This window comes from Arthrobacter sp. P4_H3, from assembly GCF_056400885.1.
The window spans coordinates 1-22343 of the sequence record NZ_JBFUKK010000031.1; the positions used below are offsets into that span (position 1 = coordinate 1).

At 62.8% G+C, this 22343-nt stretch carries 27 protein-coding genes and 1 pseudogene; 5 read left to right on the forward strand and 23 right to left on the reverse strand.

Features of this window, described 5'->3' with window-relative positions:
- A partial coding sequence (locus tag AC1DRE_RS23670; RefSeq protein ID WP_476986925.1) for an NADP-dependent oxidoreductase occupies nt 1-890 on the reverse strand: 890 nt, incomplete at its 3' end.
- A 339-nt stretch (nt 891-1229) separates the two neighbouring features.
- A complete protein-coding gene (locus AC1DRE_RS23675; protein WP_476986926.1) occupies nt 1230-1682 on the reverse strand; it encodes a DUF5709 domain-containing protein in 453 nt (150 codons plus the stop codon).
- A 664-nt stretch (nt 1683-2346) separates the two neighbouring features.
- Between AC1DRE_RS23675 and AC1DRE_RS23680 the strand changes: the two are divergent.
- From AC1DRE_RS23680 to AC1DRE_RS23690, 3 genes and pseudogenes are all read left to right on the forward strand, one after another.
- Nucleotides 2347-2694: pseudogene (locus AC1DRE_RS23680) on the forward strand (GNAT family N-acetyltransferase); the annotation flags it as partial.
- 132 nt (nt 2695-2826) lie between these two features.
- Nucleotides 2827-3204 carry a thioredoxin gene (gene trxA, locus AC1DRE_RS23685; RefSeq protein WP_476986968.1) on the forward strand — a complete coding sequence of 126 codons (378 nt, stop codon included), beginning with the start codon at nt 2827-2829 and terminating at the stop codon, nt 3202-3204.
- A gap of 675 nt (nt 3205-3879) precedes the next feature.
- Nucleotides 3880-4542, forward strand: a complete 663-nt coding sequence (locus tag AC1DRE_RS23690) for an RraA family protein (RefSeq protein ID WP_476986927.1) — start codon at nt 3880-3882, stop codon at nt 4540-4542.
- Nucleotides 4543-4731: 189 nt separating this feature from the next.
- Here the strand turns inward: AC1DRE_RS23690 and AC1DRE_RS23695 are convergent, their stop codons facing one another.
- The 9 genes from AC1DRE_RS23695 to AC1DRE_RS23735 form a co-directional block, all read right to left on the reverse strand.
- Nucleotides 4732-5811 (reverse strand): sodium:calcium antiporter, encoded by a 1080-nt coding sequence (locus AC1DRE_RS23695; RefSeq protein WP_476986928.1) that lies wholly within the window; start codon nt 5809-5811, stop codon nt 4732-4734.
- Nucleotides 5808-6272 carry a hypothetical protein gene (locus AC1DRE_RS23700; RefSeq protein ID WP_476986929.1) on the reverse strand — a complete coding sequence of 155 codons (465 nt, stop codon included), beginning with the start codon at nt 6270-6272 and terminating at the stop codon, nt 5808-5810. Before AC1DRE_RS23700 ends, AC1DRE_RS23695 begins: the two co-directional genes overlap by 4 nt.
- Before the next feature lie 24 nt (nt 6273-6296).
- Nucleotides 6297-6572, reverse strand: a complete 276-nt coding sequence (locus AC1DRE_RS23705; protein ID WP_476986930.1) for a DUF6510 family protein — start codon at nt 6570-6572, stop codon at nt 6297-6299.
- Nucleotides 6572-7297: a ferredoxin reductase gene (locus tag AC1DRE_RS23710; protein WP_476986931.1), complete on the reverse strand. Its 726-nt coding sequence runs from the start codon at nt 7295-7297 to the stop codon at nt 6572-6574. The genes AC1DRE_RS23705 and AC1DRE_RS23710 overlap by 1 nt, the downstream gene beginning before the upstream one ends.
- Nucleotides 7294-7875 carry a sulfite oxidase-like oxidoreductase gene (locus AC1DRE_RS23715; RefSeq protein WP_476986932.1) on the reverse strand — a complete coding sequence of 194 codons (582 nt, stop codon included), beginning with the start codon at nt 7873-7875 and terminating at the stop codon, nt 7294-7296. The genes AC1DRE_RS23710 and AC1DRE_RS23715 overlap by 4 nt, the downstream gene beginning before the upstream one ends.
- Nucleotides 7876-7913: 38 nt before the next feature.
- A complete protein-coding gene (msrA, locus tag AC1DRE_RS23720; protein ID WP_476986933.1) occupies nt 7914-8435 on the reverse strand; it encodes a peptide-methionine (S)-S-oxide reductase MsrA in 522 nt (173 codons plus the stop codon).
- Nucleotides 8432-8893: a peptide-methionine (R)-S-oxide reductase MsrB gene (gene msrB, locus AC1DRE_RS23725; RefSeq protein WP_476986934.1), complete on the reverse strand. Its 462-nt coding sequence runs from the start codon at nt 8891-8893 to the stop codon at nt 8432-8434. The genes msrA and msrB overlap by 4 nt, the downstream gene beginning before the upstream one ends.
- 86 nt (nt 8894-8979) lie before the next feature.
- Complete coding sequence (locus AC1DRE_RS23730; RefSeq protein WP_476986935.1) at nt 8980-9345, reverse strand: hypothetical protein; 366 nt, start codon at nt 9343-9345, stop codon at nt 8980-8982.
- A 55-nt stretch (nt 9346-9400) separates the two neighbouring features.
- A complete protein-coding gene (locus AC1DRE_RS23735) occupies nt 9401-10321 on the reverse strand; it encodes a ferritin-like domain-containing protein (RefSeq protein WP_476986936.1) in 921 nt (306 codons plus the stop codon).
- A gap of 442 nt (nt 10322-10763) precedes the next feature.
- Between AC1DRE_RS23735 and AC1DRE_RS23740 the strand changes: the two genes are divergently transcribed.
- Together AC1DRE_RS23740 and AC1DRE_RS23745 are read left to right on the forward strand one after the other, a co-directional pair.
- Entirely contained in the window at nt 10764-11453 is a 690-nt protein-coding gene (locus AC1DRE_RS23740) for a sigma-70 family RNA polymerase sigma factor (protein WP_476986937.1), read from the forward strand.
- Between the two features lie 275 nt (nt 11454-11728).
- On the forward strand, nt 11729-12382 hold the full coding sequence (locus tag AC1DRE_RS23745) for a peroxiredoxin-like family protein (RefSeq protein ID WP_476986938.1): 654 nt from the start codon (nt 11729-11731) through the stop codon (nt 12380-12382).
- Nucleotides 12383-12478: 96 nt separating this feature from the next.
- Here AC1DRE_RS23745 and AC1DRE_RS23750 read toward each other — a convergent pair whose 3' ends face one another.
- The 12 genes from AC1DRE_RS23750 to AC1DRE_RS23805 all read right to left on the reverse strand — a co-directional run bounded on the left by AC1DRE_RS23750 (nt 12479) and on the right by AC1DRE_RS23805 (nt 22339).
- The gene (locus tag AC1DRE_RS23750; protein WP_476986939.1) at nt 12479-13147 is read right to left on the reverse strand and encodes a TetR/AcrR family transcriptional regulator; all 669 of its coding nucleotides are present in this window, start codon (nt 13145-13147) and stop codon (nt 12479-12481) included.
- Nucleotides 13147-13503, reverse strand: a complete 357-nt coding sequence (locus AC1DRE_RS23755) for a hypothetical protein (RefSeq protein WP_476986940.1) — start codon at nt 13501-13503, stop codon at nt 13147-13149. The genes AC1DRE_RS23750 and AC1DRE_RS23755 overlap by 1 nt, the downstream gene beginning before the upstream one ends.
- A gap of 415 nt (nt 13504-13918) precedes the next feature.
- Complete coding sequence (locus tag AC1DRE_RS23760; protein WP_476986941.1) at nt 13919-14908, reverse strand: Ldh family oxidoreductase; 990 nt, start codon at nt 14906-14908, stop codon at nt 13919-13921.
- 9 nt (nt 14909-14917) lie between these two features.
- Nucleotides 14918-16417 (reverse strand): NAD-dependent succinate-semialdehyde dehydrogenase, encoded by a 1500-nt coding sequence (locus tag AC1DRE_RS23765; protein WP_476986942.1) that lies wholly within the window; start codon nt 16415-16417, stop codon nt 14918-14920.
- Nucleotides 16414-17187: a carboxymuconolactone decarboxylase family protein gene (locus AC1DRE_RS23770; RefSeq protein ID WP_476986943.1), complete on the reverse strand. Its 774-nt coding sequence runs from the start codon at nt 17185-17187 to the stop codon at nt 16414-16416. The genes AC1DRE_RS23765 and AC1DRE_RS23770 overlap by 4 nt, the downstream gene beginning before the upstream one ends.
- Before the next feature lie 114 nt (nt 17188-17301).
- The gene (locus AC1DRE_RS23775) at nt 17302-17994 is read right to left on the reverse strand and encodes a GntR family transcriptional regulator (RefSeq protein ID WP_476986944.1); all 693 of its coding nucleotides are present in this window, start codon (nt 17992-17994) and stop codon (nt 17302-17304) included.
- Between the two features lie 42 nt (nt 17995-18036).
- Nucleotides 18037-18927 carry an NAD(P)-dependent oxidoreductase gene (locus AC1DRE_RS23780; protein WP_476986945.1) on the reverse strand — a complete coding sequence of 297 codons (891 nt, stop codon included), beginning with the start codon at nt 18925-18927 and terminating at the stop codon, nt 18037-18039.
- Nucleotides 18924-19328 (reverse strand): 4-carboxymuconolactone decarboxylase, encoded by a 405-nt coding sequence (gene pcaC, locus AC1DRE_RS23785; protein WP_476986946.1) that lies wholly within the window; start codon nt 19326-19328, stop codon nt 18924-18926. Before pcaC ends, AC1DRE_RS23780 begins: the two co-directional genes overlap by 4 nt.
- A 2-nt stretch (nt 19329-19330) precedes the next feature.
- A complete protein-coding gene (locus tag AC1DRE_RS23790; RefSeq protein ID WP_476986947.1) occupies nt 19331-19735 on the reverse strand; it encodes a cupin domain-containing protein in 405 nt (134 codons plus the stop codon).
- The gene (locus AC1DRE_RS23795) at nt 19732-20670 is read right to left on the reverse strand and encodes an NAD(P)-dependent oxidoreductase (RefSeq protein WP_476986948.1); all 939 of its coding nucleotides are present in this window, start codon (nt 20668-20670) and stop codon (nt 19732-19734) included. Before AC1DRE_RS23795 ends, AC1DRE_RS23790 begins: the two co-directional genes overlap by 4 nt.
- Nucleotides 20667-21524, reverse strand: a complete 858-nt coding sequence (locus AC1DRE_RS23800; RefSeq protein WP_476986949.1) for an SDR family NAD(P)-dependent oxidoreductase — start codon at nt 21522-21524, stop codon at nt 20667-20669. Before AC1DRE_RS23800 ends, AC1DRE_RS23795 begins: the two co-directional genes overlap by 4 nt.
- A complete protein-coding gene (locus AC1DRE_RS23805; protein ID WP_476986950.1) occupies nt 21521-22339 on the reverse strand; it encodes an N-acyl homoserine lactonase family protein in 819 nt (272 codons plus the stop codon). The genes AC1DRE_RS23800 and AC1DRE_RS23805 overlap by 4 nt, the downstream gene beginning before the upstream one ends.
- Nucleotides 22340-22343: the final 4 nt, after the last annotated feature.

A 22343-nucleotide genomic window follows, 5' to 3' on the forward strand; every position in this document is an offset into this window, starting at 1 on the left:
CCGCCCCGTCGTTCGGTCGGGTTGAGGGCAGCGACGGCATCGTCGAGGTTGGCGATGTTGCCGATGTTCGTCCGCAGTCGTCCGTCCCGCACCCGCTGTACGATCTCACCGAGTTGTGCACGATCAGACTCGACAACGAAGTCGACTGCCAGGCCATCCGTAGGCCGCGCTTCGACCGGCCCAGTGACGCTCACCAGCGTTCCTCCGGGCCGAATCAGACCCGCGGACTGCTTCTGGATGTCACCACCAATCACGTCGAACACCAGATCGACTCCCCCGACGTCTTCCAGGGTGTCGTTGGCGAGATCGACGAACTCGTGTGCGCCGAAGTCAAGTGCCTTCTGACGGTCGGCGGCGCGCCCGGTGCCGATGATGTAGGCGCCGGCCTCGCGGGCCAGCTGCGTCACCATCGACCCGACAGCGCCGGCCGCCCCGTGCACGAGGAGGCTCTGCCCCGACTGAAGACGGCCGTGTACGAACAATCCCTGCCACGCCGTCAGGCCCGAGATCGGCAGACTCGCACCCACTGTAAAGTCGACGTCGCCCGGCAACGGCGCGAGATTGCGTGCCTCGATCGCCACATACTCCGCCAGGGTGCCGTCTCGATGCCAGTCCGAGAGGCCGAAGACCCGCTGTCCCACAGACAGCCCCGTCGTACCATAGCCGAGCGCGGTCACCACCCCGGCCAGCTCGTGCCCGAGGATCGACGGTGTTCGATCACGGTCGGCGCGATCAGTCCAGGTCGAGGACCACTCGACCTCCGTCGGGACGAACCCCGACGCATAAATCTCGACGATGACGTCGTTTATCGCTGCCGACGGCTGGGGGCGCTCCACCAACGTCATCCCCGCCGTTCCCCCGGCCTGATCCGTCACCACAATTGCTTTCATCAAGTACCTCCCTGTATCAAGACCTTGCCTACACGGCCTTTTTACACCGCATTTTTTGGTCCGTTACGTTAGCGGCACCAAATCTCGTTGTCTTACCACCCACGTCGTTAGAAGTTCTGGCACGAGAGCCCGCTCAGGAGCGACACCTCGACGCTGTCCGGCGTGTTGAGCATTTGACACGTCTTCCGCTGCCGGTCCGCCGTCGTGGAAGATTCAACAGTACGGCACACAAAAGGGCTGATGACGCTGAATTCGATGCGGACCAGCCGACTGAAGAGTTCGCTCGGACGCCCAGCAAATACCCTAGACGAACGTCCGCGGGGCAAGTGCGAATCTTTGTCAGCGCAGGTCGTCTTGATCTATAACGACGTGGACTGCGGCTTCTTCCGCTGATGCACCTCCCCCGTCAATGCCGATGTCATTCGCCCAGTAGTCCGTCGCCGGGTCATAGCTCTCCGGGGAAGCCCAGGCCAGACGGCCAGCTCGGACCGAACCGACCTGATCGTCGATAACCTCACCGTCAGTGTCAGTGGTGTCTCCGATACCATCTCCGAGAATTTCTTCTGTCTCGTCGGGGATCTCTCGGGCAAGCCGGGCGGACAGGGGCTCGTGGGTCCGGGCCTCGCGTTGTGTGAACCCCCAGGAGAGGTCGGCCGGCCAATCCAACGGGGAGTACCCGGTTTCGTCTATGTCGTCGCCAAGTTCATCGGTGTCGAGGCTCTCGTCGGGTGGAAGCAAGCCGTAGTCATCGGCCGCATTCTCGAAGCCGTTGCCATCATCGGTGCTGTTCATACTCCATCGCCTCCCTCATCAAGTTCTTGAAGCGTTAGCGGCGCAAAACCGCGGCGTCTTACAACGCTGGTCGGACGGGGTTGTGGCAGACGTGGTTGGCGAGGACAACGCGATAAGGGTCTTTGGTAAGACGGCGCGAAAGATCGACGCTGATGAGGTAGGTGCAGGTGACAGCTGTTGTGCTTCTCCTTCATCGGACCGCGTGGAGCGCCATGTGGTCCTGGTAGGCCGTGCTACACATCGCGTGAAAGGAACCTTCAATCATGACAGCTGGTCTTGCTGGCAAGACCGCACTGATCACCGGCGCTGGCCGGGGCATCGGCGCAGCGATCGCGACCGGGCTTGCCCAGCCGGAGCCTATGTAATTCTTCTCGCCCGTACTCCCGACCAGCTCGACGAGACGGCCAACACGATCAGAGCGAGTGCGTCGTGTGTTCAGGTCTACCGGCCAAGGGGTGCCGACACCGACACTGCTATGCAGGGTGGATCCGTAGCCAGGGTCCTGAACGCACCGGTGCCGGCCTCGCGACCGATTCGTCAGCAGGTACGGCGATCGGACAGGCGCCATCTGGGACCTCGGCGACACCGCCACGTAGAAGAACACGTCATCCGGGTGGTCGGGTGCCCCCGGACACGCCCGCAAGCCGAACGACTAGGAGCCAGCATGGCAGGAACGGATGAGAGCAGCGTCACCACCCTGACCGGCACAGAGGAGGAGGGTGCGGACGTGGATCTTTCCACCGCGTCCGGTCCGGAAGATCTCATCATCATCGAAAACAGTGCTCTCAGCATCTATGAAGCCGTATTGGGAGGTGAAATCGTCGCTGGCGCCATTTACAGCAAAGCGGCCAATGGAGTCGCACTGCTGGCGACCTCTGTGTTCCCCGAGCACCGGGGTAAGGGGATCCCTGCAAGGCTCCTCAGCGGCATCTTCGACAGGCTTCGGGCGCAGGGAGCGACCGTCACTATCACCTGCCCGTTCGCCGCAGAATTCGTTATTGCCCATCCCGAGTATGCCGATGTTCTTGATTTGGCCGTCCCGGGGCAGCAGCGGCGCGAGGCGCGGGCTGAACTTACACCCGATTTCACATCCAACAAACGTGAAGACCGCTTGTATGACAGATGTATCGAAGAGAGGAACATTATGACAACCGTCGAGCTCACGGACGACAATTTCGAGACCACTATTAGGGACAACGACATAGTCCTCGTTGATTTTTGGGCCACGTGGTGCGGCCCTTGCCAGCAGTTCGCCCCGATCTTTGAACGATCTGCAGAAGTTAATCCTGACATCGTTCACGGCAAGCTCGACACCGAGGCCGCGGAACGCATTGCGGCGGCCGCTGGGATCGCGGCGATTCCGACTCTGATGGCGTTTCGTGAGGGGATCCTCGTTTTCAGCCAGCCGGGCGCTCTTCCGGCCACGGCCCTCGCGCAGGTCGTAGAGTCCGTTAAGCGCCTCGACATGCGCGAGGTTCGCAAAAACGTAGCCGTTCAGAACAATAAGTCTGCGCCGGAATGACGTACTCGGGTAGGGACGCGTTTCCCTTCTGGACAAGGCTCTTCCGGAAGCGTGGAAGGCGGCGGCCTATACGACCGAGGTTTCGGGCGAAGCCCTCCCGCAGGGGCTGGCTCGCACCGAAAGCTCACTCATCAAGCTGTGCGTGTCACAGGTCGGTGACGGGACGTTCATGGCGGCGGAGTGGGTTGCTGGAAGGATCAACGCGTTCAACGGAACCTCGATCCTGAGTGAGCACCTGGTAAGCCCTCGTGACGCGGAAGGAAACTGCTCTGACAATCATCCGTGCCGTTGCACTATGTCTGCGGGCGGGGTGGCGGCTTCATGTGGCTCCGTTGAATCCGTGTTCGCACGGCGGCTTGATTTTGCATACTGCCGTCGCGCGGAATATGGGTCTGAACCCGGCCAAGGCCAGCTCACCTTGCGAGCTGGCGAGAGAGCACTATGTTCGCTGAAGACGGGGCGCGGCTCTCGCATACACGGAGGCGCTCACGGCATTCGACGTGTCCGCTTTCGCTGAACATCACGAGCGATCGCCCGATTTTTTAATGACAAGTCTGTCGCTGAATCCGCTGCTGTGGATATCTATACAAATGTCTGGACTAGGTTGAAACTTGCCCAGGAGGCTGTACCGGTGCTGGACAAAGTGGCGCCGAACGACGTGAGGCGGACCGGACGGTGACCGATCTTAACGGTCCGCGGAAGGGCGGCGTATCCGCGGCATCGCTGACGGATGCGCTCGGCCGCGTCTCGACACATAGGGCGCATGTTCTCGATCTGGTATCGCCCACACCGGGGCGCGTATTGTGCGGGAGGGCTGTCACCATCCGGTTTGTTCCGTTTCGGCAGGATGTTTTTGACGCACAGGTGAACAGTTTCGGGCGCCTCTTCTATGAGGCGGTTCCCACTGATCCGGAGGGGATAGTGTTGGTGCTGGACAGCGGCGGCCTGCCTGATATCTCCGTCGGTGGTGGGACGAAGTTTTCGCGGCTACAGAATCTGAAACTTGCGGGGCTTCTCACAGACGGACGGCTTCGGGATTTTGGTGAGCTCGAACGGTATGAGCCTGTTTTCTACTGCACCGGCGAGACCGTGAAGGCGGGTACGGCTGATCTGATGCCCATCGCTGCGAACGTGCCCGTGGTTGTTGGGGGTGTGACCGTTCTCCCAGGCGATTTCGTCTATGCCGACGCCGCGGCGGCCGTGATTATTCCATCCAGGCTTGTTGACGAAGTATTTAAGCTCGCAGCAAGGATTGAGCTTGAGGACGTTGCCTTTCTGACAAGTATCCGCGCCGAAGACCCCGATGAAATACGTGTTCGCGGAAGTCGGGAGACCTGAGTTGTGCCCACGTGTTCGGGTGGAGATCAGATAACCAGAGCGAAACGGACGTCCTTCTGATATCGCATCGAAGTGTCGCTGGCGCAGTTCGAGCGTTGACTCAGGCTGCTCGTAGGTAGGGGGTGGGTCCTTCGGAGAGATGTGGGCTGTGAGGTCGTCAAGGGCGGCGCTCGAGAGTCCCTGACGCGGTCAAGTTCTGCTGATTGCGAAGAGTCCGGCCGTGCCGACCGCGTAGAGGATGAGGACGAGCAGCGAGTCGATTCCCATTCCGAAGACTTTCCGGCGGGGGCGAAACGCGATCCCCAGCAGGTATACGAGGGTGAGCAGGATGGCCAGTGCGGTGAGGTAGATATCGGTAGCCTGCGCTGAGGGCAAGACAGCCTTCCCTGAGATGGCGGTCGCGAGGAGGAACAGCACGGGCAGGAATGCGTTGCCGCCGAAGATGTCGCTGACGGCGAGTTTGAAGTCTCCCATCTTGACTGCGGCGAGCCCCGTCGAGATCTCGGGAAGGGACGTGGCAAGAGCCAGTACTGTGGCTCCGAAGAGGATGCCGGAAAGGCCGGACTGGTCGGCCATGGCGCTTCCGCTGCGTTCGAGCGCGATGCCGGCTACGAGGGTGAGGAGCGCCGCGCCGATGAAAATCGCGGCTGCCTTGGCAGTGCTGGTGCCGGTTGAGGTTGCGATCTCTTCCTGCATCGCACGGCTGTGTCCCATCGGTTCAGGTTGGGAGCCGGGCGCGTGGCCGTCGTCGTACCACGACATGCCTCTCCCGGCGCGATTGACCAGCAAGAGGCCGGTGACCCAGATCGCTGCGATGAGAACGGTGTCTGGGGTAAGACGGAAGAATATGAGGTCCGCTGGCATCTGGCTGCCGGCGATGACGACGGACAGGATCGCGATGACGAGCGCTGCTTCGACGATGAGCGATAGCGACCCGGCCCGGTAGGTCAGCGATTTAGCGCCGCGTACCCCGACCAGGTCAAGAAATGCCAGCACTGCGGTCTGGATGGCGATGCCGCCGAGGATGTTGCCGACAGCGATCGAGAGATCACCTTGGATCGCGGCGCTGACGGTTATTGCCAGCTCGGGAAGGTTTGTGGTGATGGCGAGAAGGATCAGGCCGCCGAGTGCCGCACCGAGATGTAAACGTTCGGCCAGAACGTCGGTGTAGCGACTGAGTTGAATGCCGGCGACCCAGATCGCGCCGACCGCGGCGAGGAAGACCAGGACAAGGAGCCAGAACGGAAACAACAACATCGGCCGCTTCACCCCGCCGAGGGCAGCGAAAACTGAACGGGCGCACAGTAGCAATGGGCACCGTGCTCAGCGAGAACCTGGCATAGTTGCTGCTCGCCGAGGCCCGCGGAGAATTCGCGCGCGAGCTTGCGGTACGCAGAACCGGTCGCGAAGATCAGCGAGAGAACTCCGTACACATCACCCTTGCCAAGGATGACGGGCTTGACATCGCCTTCAAGTTGAAGGTCCACGACATCGTCCAGAACAGCCTCGGTGCCAAACCTTTCGGCTTGGGCTTTGATGTTGACCACGAGGTCAGCGGCCCAGGACGCCGTCCGGAAACCCGGAAAAATTCTCGACCTCAATGGTCTTGACCAGCGCGCCGCCGGCGTCAACTGAGCTTGCGAGGAGTAGCGGATCGAGGTTGGCGCGGCCGGTGTAACTCCCGGCTGTGTAGCCGGCGGGACCGGAGCGTTGATGATGGTCTGGCGCACCGGGAACTCCTTCTACTGATGGGTTTAGATGCGGTTGTGCTCGACGGGGTCCGCAACCCGCAACCAGCGGAGCCCTCGCATGTTGAGAGATTTCTGTCCAGCGTGTTCGACGACGACGAGGAGGACGTTGTCGCAGTTGCGACAGCGCGCGACGAAGCCCATGGGCTGGCCATACACCATCGCTTGTCCCAACGCGGCGATGTCGGCGCAGGACTGGCATTGGCCCTGGGCCGTTGTCGGTTCGAAGGCGAAAAGATCGGTGGTCGGTCCAGCGAGGACATTGCCGTCAAGGTGGTCCATCAGGTTCCTCCGAATCGCTCGGTGCGGATGGCCTCGGGTGCGTGCCCGAGGCTGATTAGGGCACGGGAGACGGCTTCGACGAATCCAGTGGGGCCGCAAATATAGGTCAGCGGGGCCTTTTCCGGGGGAAGTGTCTCCCTTTGCAGGTCCTCAACCGTCAGCCGCCCGGCTGAGCGAGACCAACCCGGCGGCACAGCACCGGTGTAATGCCACGTCGTTCGAACGGTTGCTGTGGGTTGGGAGAGCTCGTCGCGGAAGAACGCGTCCTCCGGCGTCCGCAGCGAATAGAGAAGCTGCATAGGCACGGTGCTGCCGACGCTGGCGTGAGCGCGGGTCATCGCGACGAACGGCACGACACCGGAGCCGCCAGCGATCAGTTGGACCGGTTGGGTCTGTTCCGGCCGCCACACGAACCAACCACCCAGTGGGCCCCGGAGCTCGACCGTGTCACCGAGTTCGAGGTCGTCGACGAGGAATGGGGAGACTTCACCGTCTGGCAACCGGTCGATGGCTAGTTCGATCTCCTCACCTACGCCAGCACTGGCGATGGAGTATGAGCGGACAGCCTGATACCCGTCCGGCGCGGTGAGCCTAACATCGACGTGCTGCCCCGCATCGTTACCTGGCCATCCGGGCACTGTTAAGGTGGTGCTGCGCGCAGAGGCGGTCAATGGGTGTGCACTCGTGAGACTGCCGGTGAGCCAGCCGACGGCCCGGCTGGTCACGCGTAGCGCTCTTCCCGCCAAGGGTCCCCGTGCAGGTTGTAGCCGTACTCTTCCCAGAAGCCTGGGTTGTCTTCGCTCTGCATGACAAGTCCCCGCACCCATTTGGCGCTCTTCCAAAAATAGAGATGAGGCACCAGGAGACGTGCCGGGCCGCCGTGTTCGGGGTCAAGCTCGCTGCCTCCGTACTCGTAGGCGATCCAGGCCTTTCCGTCGAGAAGTTCCTCAAGTGGGAGGTTGGTGGTGTAACCGCCGTACGAGTGCGCCATCACGAAATCAAAACCCGTCTCGACCTCACCGAACAAGGTGTCCAGTGACACGCCCCGCCATCGGGTGCCGAACTTTGACCAGCTGGTCACGCAATGGATATCGACGGTAATGTCCTCGGAAGGGAGGGCGAGGAATTTGTCCCAACTCCACCGATGGGTCTGTCCTGTTTCGGTTTTGATGAAGAACTCCCAGTCCTCCGTATCGATCGACGGGGTCGAGCCTGCCGACAGCACGGGGAATGACGCCGTCAGGTGTTGCCCAGGCGGGAGCCCAGGGTTGTCGTCGCCGCGGCGACCTCCGAAAACTGCCATCTTTTCTCCTTTCAGCGGATCAGCAAGTCTCTCGCCGACTACCGGGTTAACGCGGTCTGGTCCTCGCGGTGCGGGAGCTTCCAACCAGGGCGGACGTAGTGACAGGTGTAGCCGTCGGGGTACTTCTGCAGGTAGTCCTGGTGCTCCTCTTCTGCCTCCCAGAAATCTCCGGCTGGTTCCACCTCGGTGACGACTTTCCCTGGCCAAAGCCCGGACGCGTCGACGTCCTTGATGGTGTCCAGCGCGACCTCCTTCTGCTCATCACTGGTGTAGAGGATCGCTGACCGGTAACTGCGGCCGACGTCGTTGCCCTGCCGGTCCAGAGTCGAGGGATTGTGGATCTGGAAGAAGAACTCGAGCAGATCCCGAAACGAGATGATGTCGGGGTCGAAAACGATCTCCACGCTTTCAGCATGATCGCCGTGGTTTCGGTAAGTGGCATTCGGTGTGTTGCCACCGGAATAGCCGGCGACGGTGGAGATCACGCCCGGCTTCTTCCGGAGCAGCTCCTGCGCGCCCCAGAAACACCCGCTGGCCAAAATGGCCCGGTCGCGGCTCATGATGCTGCCTCCGTGGTGAAGAGACTGAGAAACTGCCCATAACCGGCGGTCTCGAGCTGGTCCAGAGGGACGAACCGCAATGCTGCCGAATTGATGCAGAAACGGAGGCCGCCTTCCGCGGTTGGTCCGTCATCGAACAGGTGGCCGAGGTGGCTGTCGCCATGCTTGGAGCGCACTTCGGTACGGACGATGCCGTAGCTGCGGTCTTCGTTCAGCACAACGTTGTCCGGGTCGATGGGGACGGTGAAGCTGGGCCATCCGGTATGGCTGTCGAATTTGTTGATCGATGCGAAGAGTGGCTCGCCGGAGACGATGTCGACGTACAGACCGGTATCGTGGTTGTTCCAGAACGCGTTGCGGAACGCGGGTTCGGTGGCCGCCTGTTGGGTGACCTCGTACTGATCTGGGGTGAGTTTCGCAACCTTCTCTGGATCTTTGCGGTACTCGGTGGCGGACATGTGGTCCCTTCTTTCTCTGAGCGGTTACTAGAACGTGGATCGCGCGCCCGGGTCAAAGACGCGTCTGGTCTCTGGCGTGCAGGCTGCTACTGGTGAGCCTCATCCCGGCTTGAGGTGAGCTGGTGCGCGTATCGTCCTTCGGACGTCGCTCCGCGATTGAGTTCGGCGAACCGGACGCCGACGACCTCACCATCGGCATCTGTAATCCAAAAGAGGTCGTAGGTAGCGTGATAGGTCGGTGGCCAGAAGGACCAGAACTGTCCCTGATCGTCTACTCCCCACTCTCCGGATGTAGGGCTCGCATTCTCGGTGTAGGTCGTGCGACCATCACGAGTGAACACCTGCGTTGCCTCGTCGGTGTAGGTGAATGGTGCTCTTGTCAGGGCCTCCGCTATGTCGCGTGCGTCAATGCGGTCGCCGTTCTTGACGGTAGGTTCCTCAGCTCCGGACATGGGATGCTCCCTTCGAAGGGTGTGTTCGGCACTGCTGATTGGCGATGGCACACAATCAGTCCGCGGTTGGTCCGGTGCCGTGAACGATGTCTCCGTTGAGCCCATCCGGGTAGAAGCCTCCGGCGCTTCCCGCTTGGGCGTCGAGGTAGACGATGTTGAGGATCTCCGCTGTGCTCCGTCCGAATGCCCGGCCGTATTCGTCGGTGGGAACGAGGTTGGCTGCGTCCTTGGTGCCGAGGTCCTGATCATCCTCGGCTGGGCCGCTCACTGCGTTGCGAACCGCGGAGATCTTGTGCACGACGTCGAACACGGAATCGTCCGCGAGTCCTTCGTTGAACAGCGTGGCGCGCACGATTCCGGCGTGGTAGGCCTCGGTGGCCAGCAGGCCTGCTGCTGCGTCCAGATAGGTCTTGTTGGAGATGAACGGTGCCGCACCCTTGAAAGCGGTGACTCCCACGTCTTCGAAGAGGAAAGCAGCGAAGAGGAAGTTGCGGTCGTTCGCGTAGGCGTCGAAGGTCTCTCCGGGCTTGATCAAGCCGGCAGCCAGCGCGGCCGCGGTAAAGCTGTGATCGAGAGAGATCCGTGGGCGCGCAACGGCCGCGTTACCGAGTGCGCCGCGGAGGAACGCGACATGGGCTCGCTCGTCCATGGCGATCTCACGGGCAATGTTCTTGATCAAGGGACTCCGGAAATCGACCTGCCGGCCGCCGGAAACTTGACCCGGCGTCCCCACCCCTCCCACCATGTCGTCGGGAAGTCCCTGCCCCGTTGCGCCACGAAGGTAGAACTCGGCTTCAAGGTACTCAAGGTTGAGCGCGAAGTTCAGGATCGAAGCATCGCTGGGCCCGTCTTCGCCTGTTGTAGCCGCCGGCGCGTCGGTCGCAGCTTCGGCGACCATGTCGGTCAGCTTGACGCGGTCCTCTGCGGTCTCCGCGCTGGCGTTGATGGCGTCGCTGAGAAAGCGGTTCGTAGACATCGTGACTCCCGTGCTGTTCGGTGACTCCGGCCGCGCCAGAGGCAGACTGCTGGTGCTCGAATCGGCTGTCGAAGCACTTTTACAGTTCTACCGCAAATAGGACCTTTTAGTCCAGAGCTGGGATGTTGAAGGTCTGCTGAAGATGGGGTGATGGTCGATGCTCGTGGACTGAGTTGGGTACTCATTTGTGATGAAATCACAATGAAACGGTCACGGACTCCGGGCAGTACGCCTGCTTGCCGAACGACGTCACGACGTCCTAAGCTGGACTAAATAGTTCTATTATCGTGGTGGACATCGACCGAATTCATCTGTCCAACCACCCACCGCGACTCGAATACGGAGTACGCAGGAGCCATCAGCCTCAGAGCAGACTGCGCCGATGCTGAACCACCGACGACAGATATGCGCCGGCCCACTCACCGAATTTGGACTTACCGATATGGATATTGACTCATCATCCTGGCTGACTGCCCTCGACGATGCCGCCACCAAACGGGACGCGGCGTTGTCCCGCTTGCACGAGATGTTACTGAGGGTCGCCATGCATGAGACGTATCGGCGTGGGCCCGCTTTCCACATTGGTGGGCCGGAACTCGAGGACCTTGCACATCAGGCAGCCAACGATGCGATGGTTTCCTTGCTCGGAAAGCTCGAGACGTTTCGCGGGGAGAGCCGATTCACGACCTGGGCGTACCGCTTTGTCGCGCTGGAGGTCTCCAACAAACTGGGCCGCCACTTTTCGCGCAGACCACCTGTGTCTCTGGACGTCGACGACTGGGAACGACTCCCTGCACGGTTCGCTGCCGACCCGCTCGCGCTGACACAGCAACGGGAACTGATCACGGCCGTGCAGCGGGCAGTGAACGAGACATTAACCGATCACCAGCGACACTTCTTCATCGCGATCGTCGTCAACGGTGTCCCGATGGACGCGATGGTGTCTCAGTCTGGATCGAATCGGGGCGCGATCTACAAGACCGTTTTCGAGGCACGCCGTAAGATCCGCGCCTACCTGACCGCTAACGGATATCTGGAACGGGAGCCGACGACTACCCAAGCTAATGACCAACAGGTAGAGGGGGATGGTCAGGACCGGGTGATGGGAGCGGTTCGAGCAGTTCCTGGATAGTGACCCGCATGACATCGGTAGTGATGCGGCGATGGCTGTTCTTCACGTCCACGTCGGCCTACTGGCGACCGGAGTCCGATGCTGCCAAGTACTATCCGGGATTGGCGTCACATCATGCTGCGTGCGGATCGTGCGCGGAGGATGTGCACGGCCTCTTGGCCGCTGCGCGGGACGGTGATCTGCATATTTGAGACTGGGATTACAACGGCTGACCGTGGTACCCCCGTCATCCACGCCAGGCGGTCGTGGATGCCAACGCCGTACAAAGGAGTGACATGAATCTGAGAGACGACCTTCAGCGCATCTACAAGGAGGGGCGTGCTAAACGCCCGGCCGATGAGGCGGAGGTCATGGATCGTGCGGCGAAGGAGCTCTTCGACACCGGCCAGGCGGAGCGGGCGACGAACGTCGGCGACTTCGCGCCCGGTTTCTCGCTTCCGAATGCGACCGGAGACACGGTGACCCTCAACGATCTGCTGCGTGATGGACCCGTCGTCTTGAGTTTCTATCGAGGCAGCTGGTGCCCGTACTGCAATCTCGAACTGCGCAGCCTGCAGGCGAACATCAGCGAGTTCGAGGCCCGCGGCGCTCGTCTCGTGGCGATCTCGCCCCAGATACCCGACGAATCACTGTCGGTTACCGAGAAGTACGACCTCACCTTCGATGTCCTGAGCGATGTCGGCACGACCGTTGCCCAGGACTATGGCTTGTCTTTCGACATCCCGGCTGAACTCGCCGCCATCTACGAGAGCCGCGGCCACGACCTCATTCGCACGAACCGTGGACATGATCGCACGCTCGTGATTCCGGCTTCGTACGTGGTCGGACAAAACGGGGACGTCTCGTGGGCGTTCGTGGACAGCGACTACACCAAGCGGGCCGAACCGTCAGACATGATCGCGGCACTCGATGCCCTGCGCCGAACATGACGCGGATGCGCCGGGCACGCTACCGATTCGGGCCCGGCACTTTCCGCACGGACGGTCGCGGAACGCGTTCCTCGAACGGGATGGGTCGCAGCGGTGTCATTGCACTTGTTCGATAGTGGGACGCTGTCGCTGCCCGACTTCGTGCTTCTGAAGGTTCTCGATATGCGCTAGCGCCATGTCGATTGATGTTGCCATCGGGGTGACATCGCGCGCAGTCTGGGCCAGCATGTACCCGCCTTGGAGGGCGCCCATGAGTCCTGTCGCAAGCTGGTCGATCGAGGCCTCGGGCGGAAGCGCACCACCGTCCTGAAGCCTGTGCAACACGCCTGCCAGGAGCTCCTGCCATTCGATGAAGAGTTGAGATGCGGCCCGGCGGGCGGCATCGTCTTGATCGGAGACCTCGGAGGCCAGTGAGCCGAGCGCACAGCCATAGGCGCCATGCCTTAGGGCGTTGTTCTGTACCAACGCATCGCGCCAGCGTCGCAGGCCTTGGATCGTCGAGACATGACCCAGGGCATCGCGTTCACGCTGGATGATGCGTTCTCCTACATGGTCGACAACGGCCCGCACGAGCGCATCCTTGCCTGCGAAGTGGTGGTATAACTGCGACTTGCTCACTCCACTTGCCAATATCACGTCGTCGAGCGTGGTAGCTCCGACTCCCTGGACATTCATCAGATCGGCCGCTGCAGCCACGATCCTTGCCCTCGTCTTTTCACCACGCGCCGTCAGGCGCCTGCCATTGCGCGAGTCAAGGGTTGTCATCACACTATTTTACTTGCCGAGATGCTCGTTCCCGTTTTTGCGATGCTGTTGTCCTGATCTGCCCACGCGAGCGCCAGGTCGAGAGCAGCGTTGAGAGGCCGAGGGTCTCGTGCAAGCAGACTCAGGGTGCTGCCTCCATGAAGCGCCGCAAGAATCAGCACAGCAGTCTTCTGAGCGTCGACATCGCAGTTCGGGCGCTTCGCGGAAGAGCAGAGTGTGTCACCTGTGGCGCCGGACTGCACCAAACGATCCACCGTCTCGGAGATGAGCTCGCGCCACCGATCGAGGAAGTCGGCGCGGTCGCGCACATTCCCTGTCTGTCGCAACGCCAGCACGTAAGGCGACTGCGGGGTCATGAGCTCCTTGACGACGCCACGACGCCATTCGGCAAGCATCGTTCTGTCATTGACTCCAGCCAGACAAGCCCTCTCGCGGGCCAAGACGTCCGTAAAGTATGTCCTCATCCATCCACCCAGCCAGTCGGCATCATTCAGCTATTCTTGCACAATTTAGGACTATTAAGTCCACTTTTTTTCGGCAACATCCCCGACGGCGGAAGCCACCGATACATGGGCCGGCAAGACGGCGGGATGGACTCCGGCCTAGTATGGCGCTGTCTCCAGTGCGAGGGCGATGACGTGAGCGGTGGACGTAGGCTACCAACTGCGCGGCTGGACGTGGTGACCGCGGGTAAAGGTGCAGCTCTTGGAAGGCGTCAGGCCCTTCCGGAAGCTGCATGGCACCGCCTTGTTCCCCGGCTGTTCCTGCCCATTAATCCTTCTGCGCAAGGACCCTTACGGCGGCAAGAACCGCAGCGTTGACGTTGAACCCACCGGCGACGAGCTGCTCGGCCCGCCGGGCGGCCGACCGTTCGAAGGGCATCCGGACGGGCACCTCCTCATCCGCCCGCCGGGTTTTCCGCATTGCCTCGGAAAACGCCGAGACCTTCTTCGCGAATTCTTCCCTTGGGGTCAGCAGGTCGGGCTGCATGGCGAGGACAAAGAAACCGAAGTCCTCCAACTGCTCCGGGAAGACCGGCGAGCCGGCCAGAATTCCCAGCAATTGGATGCTCACGCCGAGACCGCTACCCTTGTGTCCGCCCCACGCTGTAAAGGCTCCGACCATGGCTCGTGCCGGATCTGTCGTAAGTTGACCGTCAGAGTCATAGGCGACACCGGGTGGCAGTTGTTGTCCCTGTCGCTGAGCGAGGACGGCTTGGGCATGAATGATTTCCGAGACCCCGATGTCCCAGATCACTGGCGTTGAGGTGCTGGGAAACCCGAGGCAAAAGGGGTTCGTGCCGAACCGGCCTTCTGTCCCGCCGAAGGGCGCCACCCAGGGGGAGGCATTCGAGGCGATGACGGCCACGAGCCCTCGGGCCGTGATCATCTCCGCGTAATAGGACAGCATCCCCGTGTACCAGGTATTGTTCGCTCCGACGACTGCCAGGCCCACGTCCGTGGCCTTGCCGATGGCGATCTCCACGGCTTGTTGCGCTACGACGTAGCCGAGTCTGTCCCCGCCATCCAGCTGGGCTGATAAAGGTGTCTGCCGCGTGATTCTGATGTCCTTCGTACCTATGGGCTTCACAGCCGACCGCTCACTGATGCTGAGGATCCGGGCCAGTCCGCTGAACGACAATCCCCTCAGTTCACAGTCGACAAGGTGCCGGAGGGTGATGTCTGTATCCGGAGCGGACAGCCCCACCCTCCTCAAGGCAGCGGTACCCACCTCAGCGGCGTCTTCCAAGCTGATGAACATCTCCCGCCCTTAGCCTGCGTAGGGGTCGGCGATGCCGATGTACTGGGTGTAGAGGTACTCCTCGATGCCTTCGAGGCCGCCTTCGCGGCCCAGGCCGGACTGCTTGACACCGCCGAACGGTGCAGCCGCGTTGGACACGACGCCGGCGTTCAGGCCCAGCATGCCGGTCTCGAGGCGTTCGCCCATCCGGATGCCGCGGTTCAGGTCCTTGGTGAAGACGTAGGCGACCAGGCCATATTCGGTGTTGTTCGCCAGCCGGATCGCGTCGTCCTCGGTGGAGAAGGTGATGATCGGCGCGACGGGTCCGAAGATTTCCTCGGACAGGATCCGGGTGCCCTCGGTGACGCCGGTGAGGATGGTGGGCTCGTAGAAGTAGCCCGGCCCGTCCACCGGCCCGCCGCCGGCGACAGCCACCGCACCGGAGTTCACGGCATCGGTGACGAGCTCGTGGACCTTGTCCCGGCTCTTCGCATCGATCAGCGGACCGACCTTGGACTCGGGCTCGGTGCCGCGGGCGGTGGTCATCTCCGCCATCTTCGCGGCGAACTTCTCCGCGAACTCGGCCGCGACGGACTCGTGCACAATGAACCGGTTCGCCGCGGTGCAGGCCTCGCCCATGTTCCGCAGCTTCGCCAGCATCGCCCCGGCGACGGCGGCGTCAATGTCGGCGTCCTCGAAGACCACGAACGGGGCGTTCCCGCCAAGCTCCATCGAGGTCCGCAGCACCGTCTCGGAGGCGTCCGAGAGCAGCCGGCGGCCCACCTCGGTGGAGCCGGTGAAGGAGAGCTTCCGCAGCCGGGAGTCCTTGATCAAAGGCCCGGTGGTGGCACCGGCCGTCGAGGTCGGGATGACGTTCAGGACACCGGCGGGCAGGCCGGCTTCCTGCATCACGGCCGCGAACAGCTGCGAGGTCAGCGGCGTCAGGTTCGCGGACTTGAGGACCATGGTGCAGCCGGCGGCCACCGCGGGGGCGATCTTCCGGGTGGCCATGGCCAGCGGGAAGTTCCACGGGGTGATCAGCAGGCACGGGCCCACAGGCTTCTTAGTGACCAGGAGCCGGGATTTGCCGTCCGGGGAAACCGAGTAGCGGCCGAACGCGCGGACGGCTTCCTCGGAGAACCAGCGCAGGAACTCGGCACCGTAGGTAACCTCGCCGCGGGCCTCGGCCAGCGGCTTGCCCATCTCCATCGTCATCAGCAGCGCGAAGTCCTCCGCACGGGCGGTGACCATCTCGAAGGCGCGGCGCAGGATCTCGCCGCGTTCACGGGCCGGGACCTGCGCCCAGGAATCCTGCGCGGCAGCGGCCGCATCCAGGGCGGCCCTGCCGTCCTCCGGGCCCGCGTCAGCGATGCTCAGCAGGACCTTCCCGGTGGCGGGGTCCTCGACGTCGAACGTCTTACCGGACGCCGCCGGGCGCCACTCGCCGTTGATCAGCAGTCCGGTCGGAACAGAAGCGAGCAGCTCGCTCTCGCGCTCCGCAGTAACGGTGGGCTGTGCAGCGACACTCACAGGGCTGCCTTTTCCGCTTCGAACGCGACGACTTCTTCGAGGATGATCGGGGCCGCGGTGGTGGCCGCATGGATGCCGATGACGCTCACGATTTCCATGACCTCTAGGATCTCCTCGACCGTGGCGCCGTAGCGGAGCGCGTTCTCCATGTGCAGTTTGGTGCCGCGCTCGTAGAGGTGGGTGGCGGCAATGTCGAAGGCGATGTAGATGAATTCCTTGACTTTGGGCTCCAGCGGCCCGTACTTCCAGGACGCGGAGGAGAACTCGGTGTACGCCTCAAGGTATTCCGGGTCGAGTTCCAGGGTGTCGTCCCAAGTTTTGTTCCAGTAGCCGCGGTTCTGGGTGAATTCCGCCTTGACCCGTTCCTGGTACTCGGTCAGGGGCTGCTTGGCCGGGCGCGCCCCGGTTTCATCCAGGACCTCGCAGAGAATCGGCACTCCGACATTCATGGCGTGCACGCCGAGGGTGCTGGCCAGTTCCACCACCTCCATGATCTCCGCCGACGTAGCGCCGAACCGCAAGGCGGCCCGGACATGCTGCCGAACGCCCGCGAGGTACATGTGCGTGGCCGCGCTGTCCACGGCAATGTAGATGAATTCCTTGACCTTGTCTTCCAGGTGGTTCTTCTTCCAGGGAACGGAGGACATGGACAGGTACCCGGCGAGGAACTCGGGGCTGAGCGCCAGGATAGCCTCCCACGAGTCGCCCCACGTTCCGCGGATGCTGATGAAGTCTTGTTTGATTTGCTGCTGGCGGGCTGTCAGCTCCATGGTTTTTCCTTCACTGGGAGGGGTCGCACGGCCAGCGGGTTACCTTGGCTGGACCGTTTTCGGGCATGGCGGAGCAACTCTCGTTGCCGCGGTGTTGCTGTGGTGTTAGTGGGGTTAGTCGTCGAAGTCGGCGAGGGCCGTGCGTGCAGCACGCCGGACGTGGGCCGCGTAGAGGGCAGTGGCCAGCGGGGCGTCCCGTTTGGCTACCGCCGCGGCGATGGCTTCCATCTCTTCCACCGCTTCCATGGCACGGCCGGGGTGTGAGAGGGACGCCGCTCGCAGTACGTGCACGCGGGCCTGGATCTGCTCGATGAGCTGACGCAACGGTTCGCTGCGGGCGCCCGCGATCAGCACTGCGTAGATGCCGTCCTTGGCCGCGAGCACCCCACGCATGTCATCGCTGTGCTCTTCCGTCACCTTCCGGTAGTGCGCAGTAGCCCTCTGAAGATCACCAATCTCCGGGTCAGTCCCCCGTTCGATGAACCGCTGGACAATGAGTGACTCCAGGGTGGCGCGCACCTCGTAGAGGTCCTCGGCTTCCGAGCGCGTGGGCCTGCTGACGATTGCGCCTTTCTGCGGAACAACAGTCACGAGCCCCTCGGAGGAAAGCTCCCGGATCGCTTCCCGGATGGTGGTCCGGGAGACGCCGAGCTGCTCCATCAGCTCCCGCTCCACGAGGCGCTGCCCGGGTTTGAGCTGAAGCCCGGTGATGGCGCTCCGGAGCCGGTCGGCAACTTGCTCGCGCACTGGCGCGGCCACGCGTCCCAGCGGCTCGGACGCCCATGAGTCGGCCAATGAATTGGTCACGGTCATCGTGCTCCTTCTTCCTGCGCGCGGATCTCAGCAATCCTACCTGTGGCTGACGGCGGACTCTTGTGAAGTCGCGGCCACCCACCGGGCTATTTCTGTGTGGTCGGCGTTGTCGGGCAGTTGTGCAGCCGCTTCTTCCCAGAGCAGAACCGCGGCGTGGCTGAGCCTCGACGCGGCGTGGACCTGGTCGGCGAGGTCCACCGCAATCCTCATGTCCTTGAGCATCAGCTTCAGCGCGAAGCCGGAGTCGAAAGTGCCGGGGAGGATGAAGTTGGGCCATTTGTTCTCGGTCGAGCCGCTCTTGCCGCTGGAGCCGTTGACGATCTGCAGCAGGAGCTCTGGATCCACGCCGAAGCTCTGCCCGGCTAGGATTGCCTCGCTGCTGACCAGCAGGTGGGTGGCGGACATGAGGTTGTTCAGTGCCTTCGCGGCGTGCCCTGCCCCTACTTGCCCGGCACGCTTGACGGTCCCGAAACACTCCAGAATGAAGGCTGCCTCCGCCAGGTCTTCGTCCGATCCACCTGCCATGACGGTCAGCACCCCATTTTCCGCCCCCTTCACGCCTCCAGATACCGGGGCGTCGACGAAACGGATCCCTTCTTGCCGCAGCCGTTGCTCGAGGGCCCTGCTGCGAAGCGGCTCGCTCGAGCTCATGTCCATAACCAGAGTGTTGGCGGCCAGTTCGGCATTCACTTCGGGGTTTGTGATGACGCCTTCAACGACGTCGGAGTTGGGCAGCATCAGGATGACGGTGGACGCACCCGTCACGGCTTCCGCCGGGGAGATGCAGCTGATGCCGCCTGCCTCCGCCAGCTTGGTCATGGCCTGTTCGGAGAGGTCGAACCCCCTTACGTTGAGGCCTGCCGCGAGCAGTCGCTGCGCCATCGGGGTGCCCATGTTGCCCAGGCCGATAAATGCGATCGTGGTCATGGCGTCGGGCTTACCTTCATCTCATTAAGCACTTTCTCGGCGATCCGGAACGAATCTAAAGCCGCGGGGACGCCGACATAGATGGCTGTCTGCATCAGGACCTCCTGGATTTCCTGCTCCGAGACGCCGTTGTTGATGGCGCCGCGGACGTGGACTCCGAGTTCGTGGGGCCGGTTCAGGGCGGTGAGCATCGCAAGGTTGATCATGCTGCGACTGCGGCGGTCAAGGCCTTCGCGGGTCCAGACGGCGCCCCAGCAGTATTCGGTAACCAGTTCCTGGATGGGTCGGCTGAATTCGGATACCTGCCCGAGGGAGCGCTCCACGTGGCTCGCGCCAAGGACCTCCTTGCGCACCGCCAGGCCCTCTTCGTATGTGGTGGCGTGGGTGTCGTTAGTGTCCATGGTTATTCCTTTCGAAGCTCTGGGATCGTGGTGTAGTCGGATTCCTCGACGGGTTCGGCCCAGTGGGTCTGGCCCAGGGAGATCGCGGTGTGCGTCATGAATGAGTCCGCTGCGGCCCCGTGCCAGTGGCGTTCCCCTGGCGGGCACCACACGGTGTCGCCGGCGTTGAGCACGCGAGGGTTGTCCTCCCCTTCTGCCTGGATCAGGCCGCGCCCCGCAAGGACCTGGAGGATCTGGCCGTTTTCGTGATGGTGCCAGTACGTCCTGGCGCCCGGGGTGAAGTTGACCGTGTTGATGGTGACGCCGTCCGTGGATGACATCGTCAGGTACGGGAAAGCAGTGCCGCTGAACTGCGAGCCGGCTTTGCCTGCCGTGCCGTCCTGCCCGGGTCCGTTGATGATCCTCATGGCTGCTCCTTTTTTGCGTCCGGCACTTCGTCGCCTACCGGCACCGGGTCGAAGAGCCGCACGCCGCCGGACACATCTCCGATGGCGTCGACCACGGTGTTGCTGATCAGGTCGGCGTAGCCGAGGGCGTTGGCCAGGCCGAAGCTCGCCAGCGGCCCCGCGGAATTCGGGCTTGCCACCCCGAGGTCTCCGGCCAACTCAACGTAGGCCAGCACGTCCTTCATCATCAGGGCGTTGGTGAGGCCGCCCTTTAGGTAGTCCCCCTTGATGATCTTCGGGAATCTGTTCAGCGAGGCGAAGCTGACCCCTGAGCTGTTGTTGATGACATCCAGCAGCACCTCCAGGTCCAGGCCGGCCTTCTTGCCGGCGACCATCGCTTCCGCCGTGGCGGAGAGGGTGATGGCGTTCAGAAAGTTGTTGATGAGCTTCGTCGTGTGGCCTGCCCCGGATGCTCCGGTGTAGAAGATCTTGCTGGAGAAAAGTTCCAGCGCCGGCCGTGCGCGTTCAAGGGTGCTTTCCTCTCCGCCCACCATCAGCACCAGTTCGGCCTTTTCCGCGGCTGCCGCACCGCCGGAGATGCCGGCGTCGAGGTAGTTCGCGCCTGCGGCGGCCACCTTTCCGGCAATCATGCGGGTGGAGGCGGGGGCGGACGTGCTCAGGTCGACCACGATCTGCCCGTCCCGGAGGTGTTCCAGGACGCCGCCGTCACCGAGCATCACGGCCTCCACGACGGCACTCTTGGGGAGAGAGAGGAGGATGATGTCCGAGCCGGCCACCACGTCTGCCGCGCTGCGGGCTGCGGTGGCGCCAGCGGCGGAGATGTTTTCTGCAATGGGGTCGTAGCCCAGCACGTCTTTTCCGGCCTTGGTGATGCAGGTGGCCATGCGGCCGCCCATGTTGCCAAGGCCAATGAATCCAATACGGAGTTCGCTCATTGTCCTGTCCTCTGGAAGGTTTTGCCGTAGATGGCCTCGTCCACGCTGGTGGTGTCCCAGGCTCCGGCGCCGCCGCTGGGCCGGACGGTGTTCACAATGGAGGCACCGCCGTCGGCCGCGATCACCTGGCCAGTGACGTATGCGGAGTCATCGCTGAGCAGGAAGGCCACGACGCCGGCGATTTCCTCGGCGGTGCCTGCCCGGCGCAGCGGGGTGGTGGTGGCGCGCTGCTCCATGTCGTTCTTGCCGCCGCTGGTGGTTGCGGCAGCGGCGAAGAGTTCGGTGGGGACGATGCCGGGCGCCACCGCGTTGACTCTGATGCCCAGCGGGCCGCCGTAGACGGAGCCGCCGTGGACCAGTCCCACGACGGCGTGTTTGGACGTGTGGTAGGCCAGCAGGTCCGCCGCCCCCGTGAGGCTTGCGATGGAGGCGGTGATGGCGATGTTGCCGCCGGTGCCCTGCGCGGCGAACTGCCGGAAGGCCGCCCGCAGGCCCAGGAACTGCCCGCGGACGTTGACGTTCATAACGTGGTCGAAATCCTCCACCTCGACGTCCGGGAGTGCCGCGAACTTGCCGAAGATCCCGGCGTTGAGGTGGTGCAGGTCCACCCGGCCGAAGGCGTTCAGCGCCTCCCGCATGTAATTGTGGACGTCGGCTTCCTGGGCCACGTCGGCCGCAATGGCTATGGACCGGGTGGGCAACGATCGCGCTACGGCGTCGGCGGCGTCGGCGTTGATGTCGACGACGACGACGTGCGCGCCCTCCGCGGCGAGCCGCCAGGCCGAGGCTTTACCCAGGCCCCCGGCCGCGCCGGTAACGACGGCTACTTTGCCGTCAAAACGCAGGATACTCATGTCTGTTCTTCCTTTCTGCCGATGGTTGCTGCCAGTCCGGCCAGCGGGCCGGAGGTGACGGGGGTGAACCGCTCCAGGGTGGAGGGGTCGTGGCCTGTCACGAGATGGCTGGCTGTTGTGTCCATCAGCCGCCGGATCGTGTCGAACCCGGCATACATTTCCCGCACGTCGTTGACGAACATGAACGGCAGGTCCTGTTCGAATTCTTCGTAGTAGTGGATGGCGTCGGAGGCGAGCACCACTTGGCCCTCACTAGTTTGCACGGTGACGATCGACTGGCCCGGTGTGTGGCCGCCGACGCGTGAGATGTGGATGCCGGGGGCAACGGTGTGGTCGTCGTCGAAGGTCGTGACCCTGCCCTCCCCCGCCGCGCGCTTCAGGTAGTCCAGTTCTTCGGTTTCGATCGAATGCTGGAACTGCTTGCGGGCGGCGAAGCTGCTGAGCCAGAACTCCAGTTCAGCGCGGGCCATCATGATGTTCGAGTCCGGGAACAGGTCCAGGTTCCCGATGTGGTCGTAGTGCGCGTGGGTGACCACGACCTGCGGGGCTTCCCGGGGATCCACGCCCAGGGCGGCGAATGCCGCGGCCGGCTCGATCAGGAAGGTGCGGTTCCGCACCTCCCCGCCGTGCCGGGAGAAGCCGGTATCGACGACGACGGTACGTTGCCCGTTGCGGATCACCCAGAAGAAGTAGTCCATGTCCACGGGCTCGTCAGGCGTTTTATAGATGTGGTAGTTCAGGTACACGTCGCTCTTCACTGTGGATCGGGTACCGAACTTCACAATGCTGACTTGATACGTATCGCTGTTCGTCATGCTC

Excerpts from the sequence above, each read along its gene's own strand:
- AC1DRE_RS23675 (WP_476986926.1), bottom strand. The coding sequence starts at position 1,682 with ATGAACAGCACCGATGATGGCAACGGCTTCGAGAATGCGGCCGATGAC.
- trxA (WP_476986968.1), top strand. The coding sequence starts at position 2,827 with ATGACAACCGTCGAGCTCACGGACGACAATTTCGAGACCACTATTAGG.
- AC1DRE_RS23705 (WP_476986930.1), bottom strand. The coding sequence starts at position 6,572 with ATGGACCACCTTGACGGCAATGTCCTCGCTGGACCGACCACCGATCTT.
- AC1DRE_RS23715 (WP_476986932.1), bottom strand. The coding sequence starts at position 7,875 with ATGGCAGTTTTCGGAGGTCGCCGCGGCGACGACAACCCTGGGCTCCCG.
- msrA (WP_476986933.1), bottom strand. The coding sequence starts at position 8,435 with ATGAGCCGCGACCGGGCCATTTTGGCCAGCGGGTGTTTCTGGGGCGCG.
- msrB (WP_476986934.1), bottom strand. The coding sequence starts at position 8,893 with ATGTCCGCCACCGAGTACCGCAAAGATCCAGAGAAGGTTGCGAAACTC.
- AC1DRE_RS23730 (WP_476986935.1), bottom strand. The coding sequence starts at position 9,345 with ATGTCCGGAGCTGAGGAACCTACCGTCAAGAACGGCGACCGCATTGAC.
- AC1DRE_RS23735 (WP_476986936.1), bottom strand. The coding sequence starts at position 10,321 with ATGTCTACGAACCGCTTTCTCAGCGACGCCATCAACGCCAGCGCGGAG.
- AC1DRE_RS23740 (WP_476986937.1), top strand. The coding sequence starts at position 10,764 with ATGGATATTGACTCATCATCCTGGCTGACTGCCCTCGACGATGCCGCC.
- AC1DRE_RS23745 (WP_476986938.1), top strand. The coding sequence starts at position 11,729 with ATGAATCTGAGAGACGACCTTCAGCGCATCTACAAGGAGGGGCGTGCT.
- AC1DRE_RS23750 (WP_476986939.1), bottom strand. The coding sequence starts at position 13,147 with ATGACAACCCTTGACTCGCGCAATGGCAGGCGCCTGACGGCGCGTGGT.
- AC1DRE_RS23755 (WP_476986940.1), bottom strand. The coding sequence starts at position 13,503 with ATGACCCCGCAGTCGCCTTACGTGCTGGCGTTGCGACAGACAGGGAAT.
- AC1DRE_RS23760 (WP_476986941.1), bottom strand. The coding sequence starts at position 14,908 with ATGTTCATCAGCTTGGAAGACGCCGCTGAGGTGGGTACCGCTGCCTTG.
- AC1DRE_RS23770 (WP_476986943.1), bottom strand. The coding sequence starts at position 17,187 with ATGGAGCTGACAGCCCGCCAGCAGCAAATCAAACAAGACTTCATCAGC.
- AC1DRE_RS23780 (WP_476986945.1), bottom strand. The coding sequence starts at position 18,927 with ATGACCACGATCGCATTTATCGGCCTGGGCAACATGGGCACCCCGATG.
- pcaC (WP_476986946.1), bottom strand. The coding sequence starts at position 19,328 with ATGGACACTAACGACACCCACGCCACCACATACGAAGAGGGCCTGGCG.
- AC1DRE_RS23790 (WP_476986947.1), bottom strand. The coding sequence starts at position 19,735 with ATGAGGATCATCAACGGACCCGGGCAGGACGGCACGGCAGGCAAAGCC.
- AC1DRE_RS23795 (WP_476986948.1), bottom strand. The coding sequence starts at position 20,670 with ATGAGCGAACTCCGTATTGGATTCATTGGCCTTGGCAACATGGGCGGC.
- AC1DRE_RS23800 (WP_476986949.1), bottom strand. The coding sequence starts at position 21,524 with ATGAGTATCCTGCGTTTTGACGGCAAAGTAGCCGTCGTTACCGGCGCG.
- AC1DRE_RS23805 (WP_476986950.1), bottom strand. The coding sequence starts at position 22,339 with ATGACGAACAGCGATACGTATCAAGTCAGCATTGTGAAGTTCGGTACC.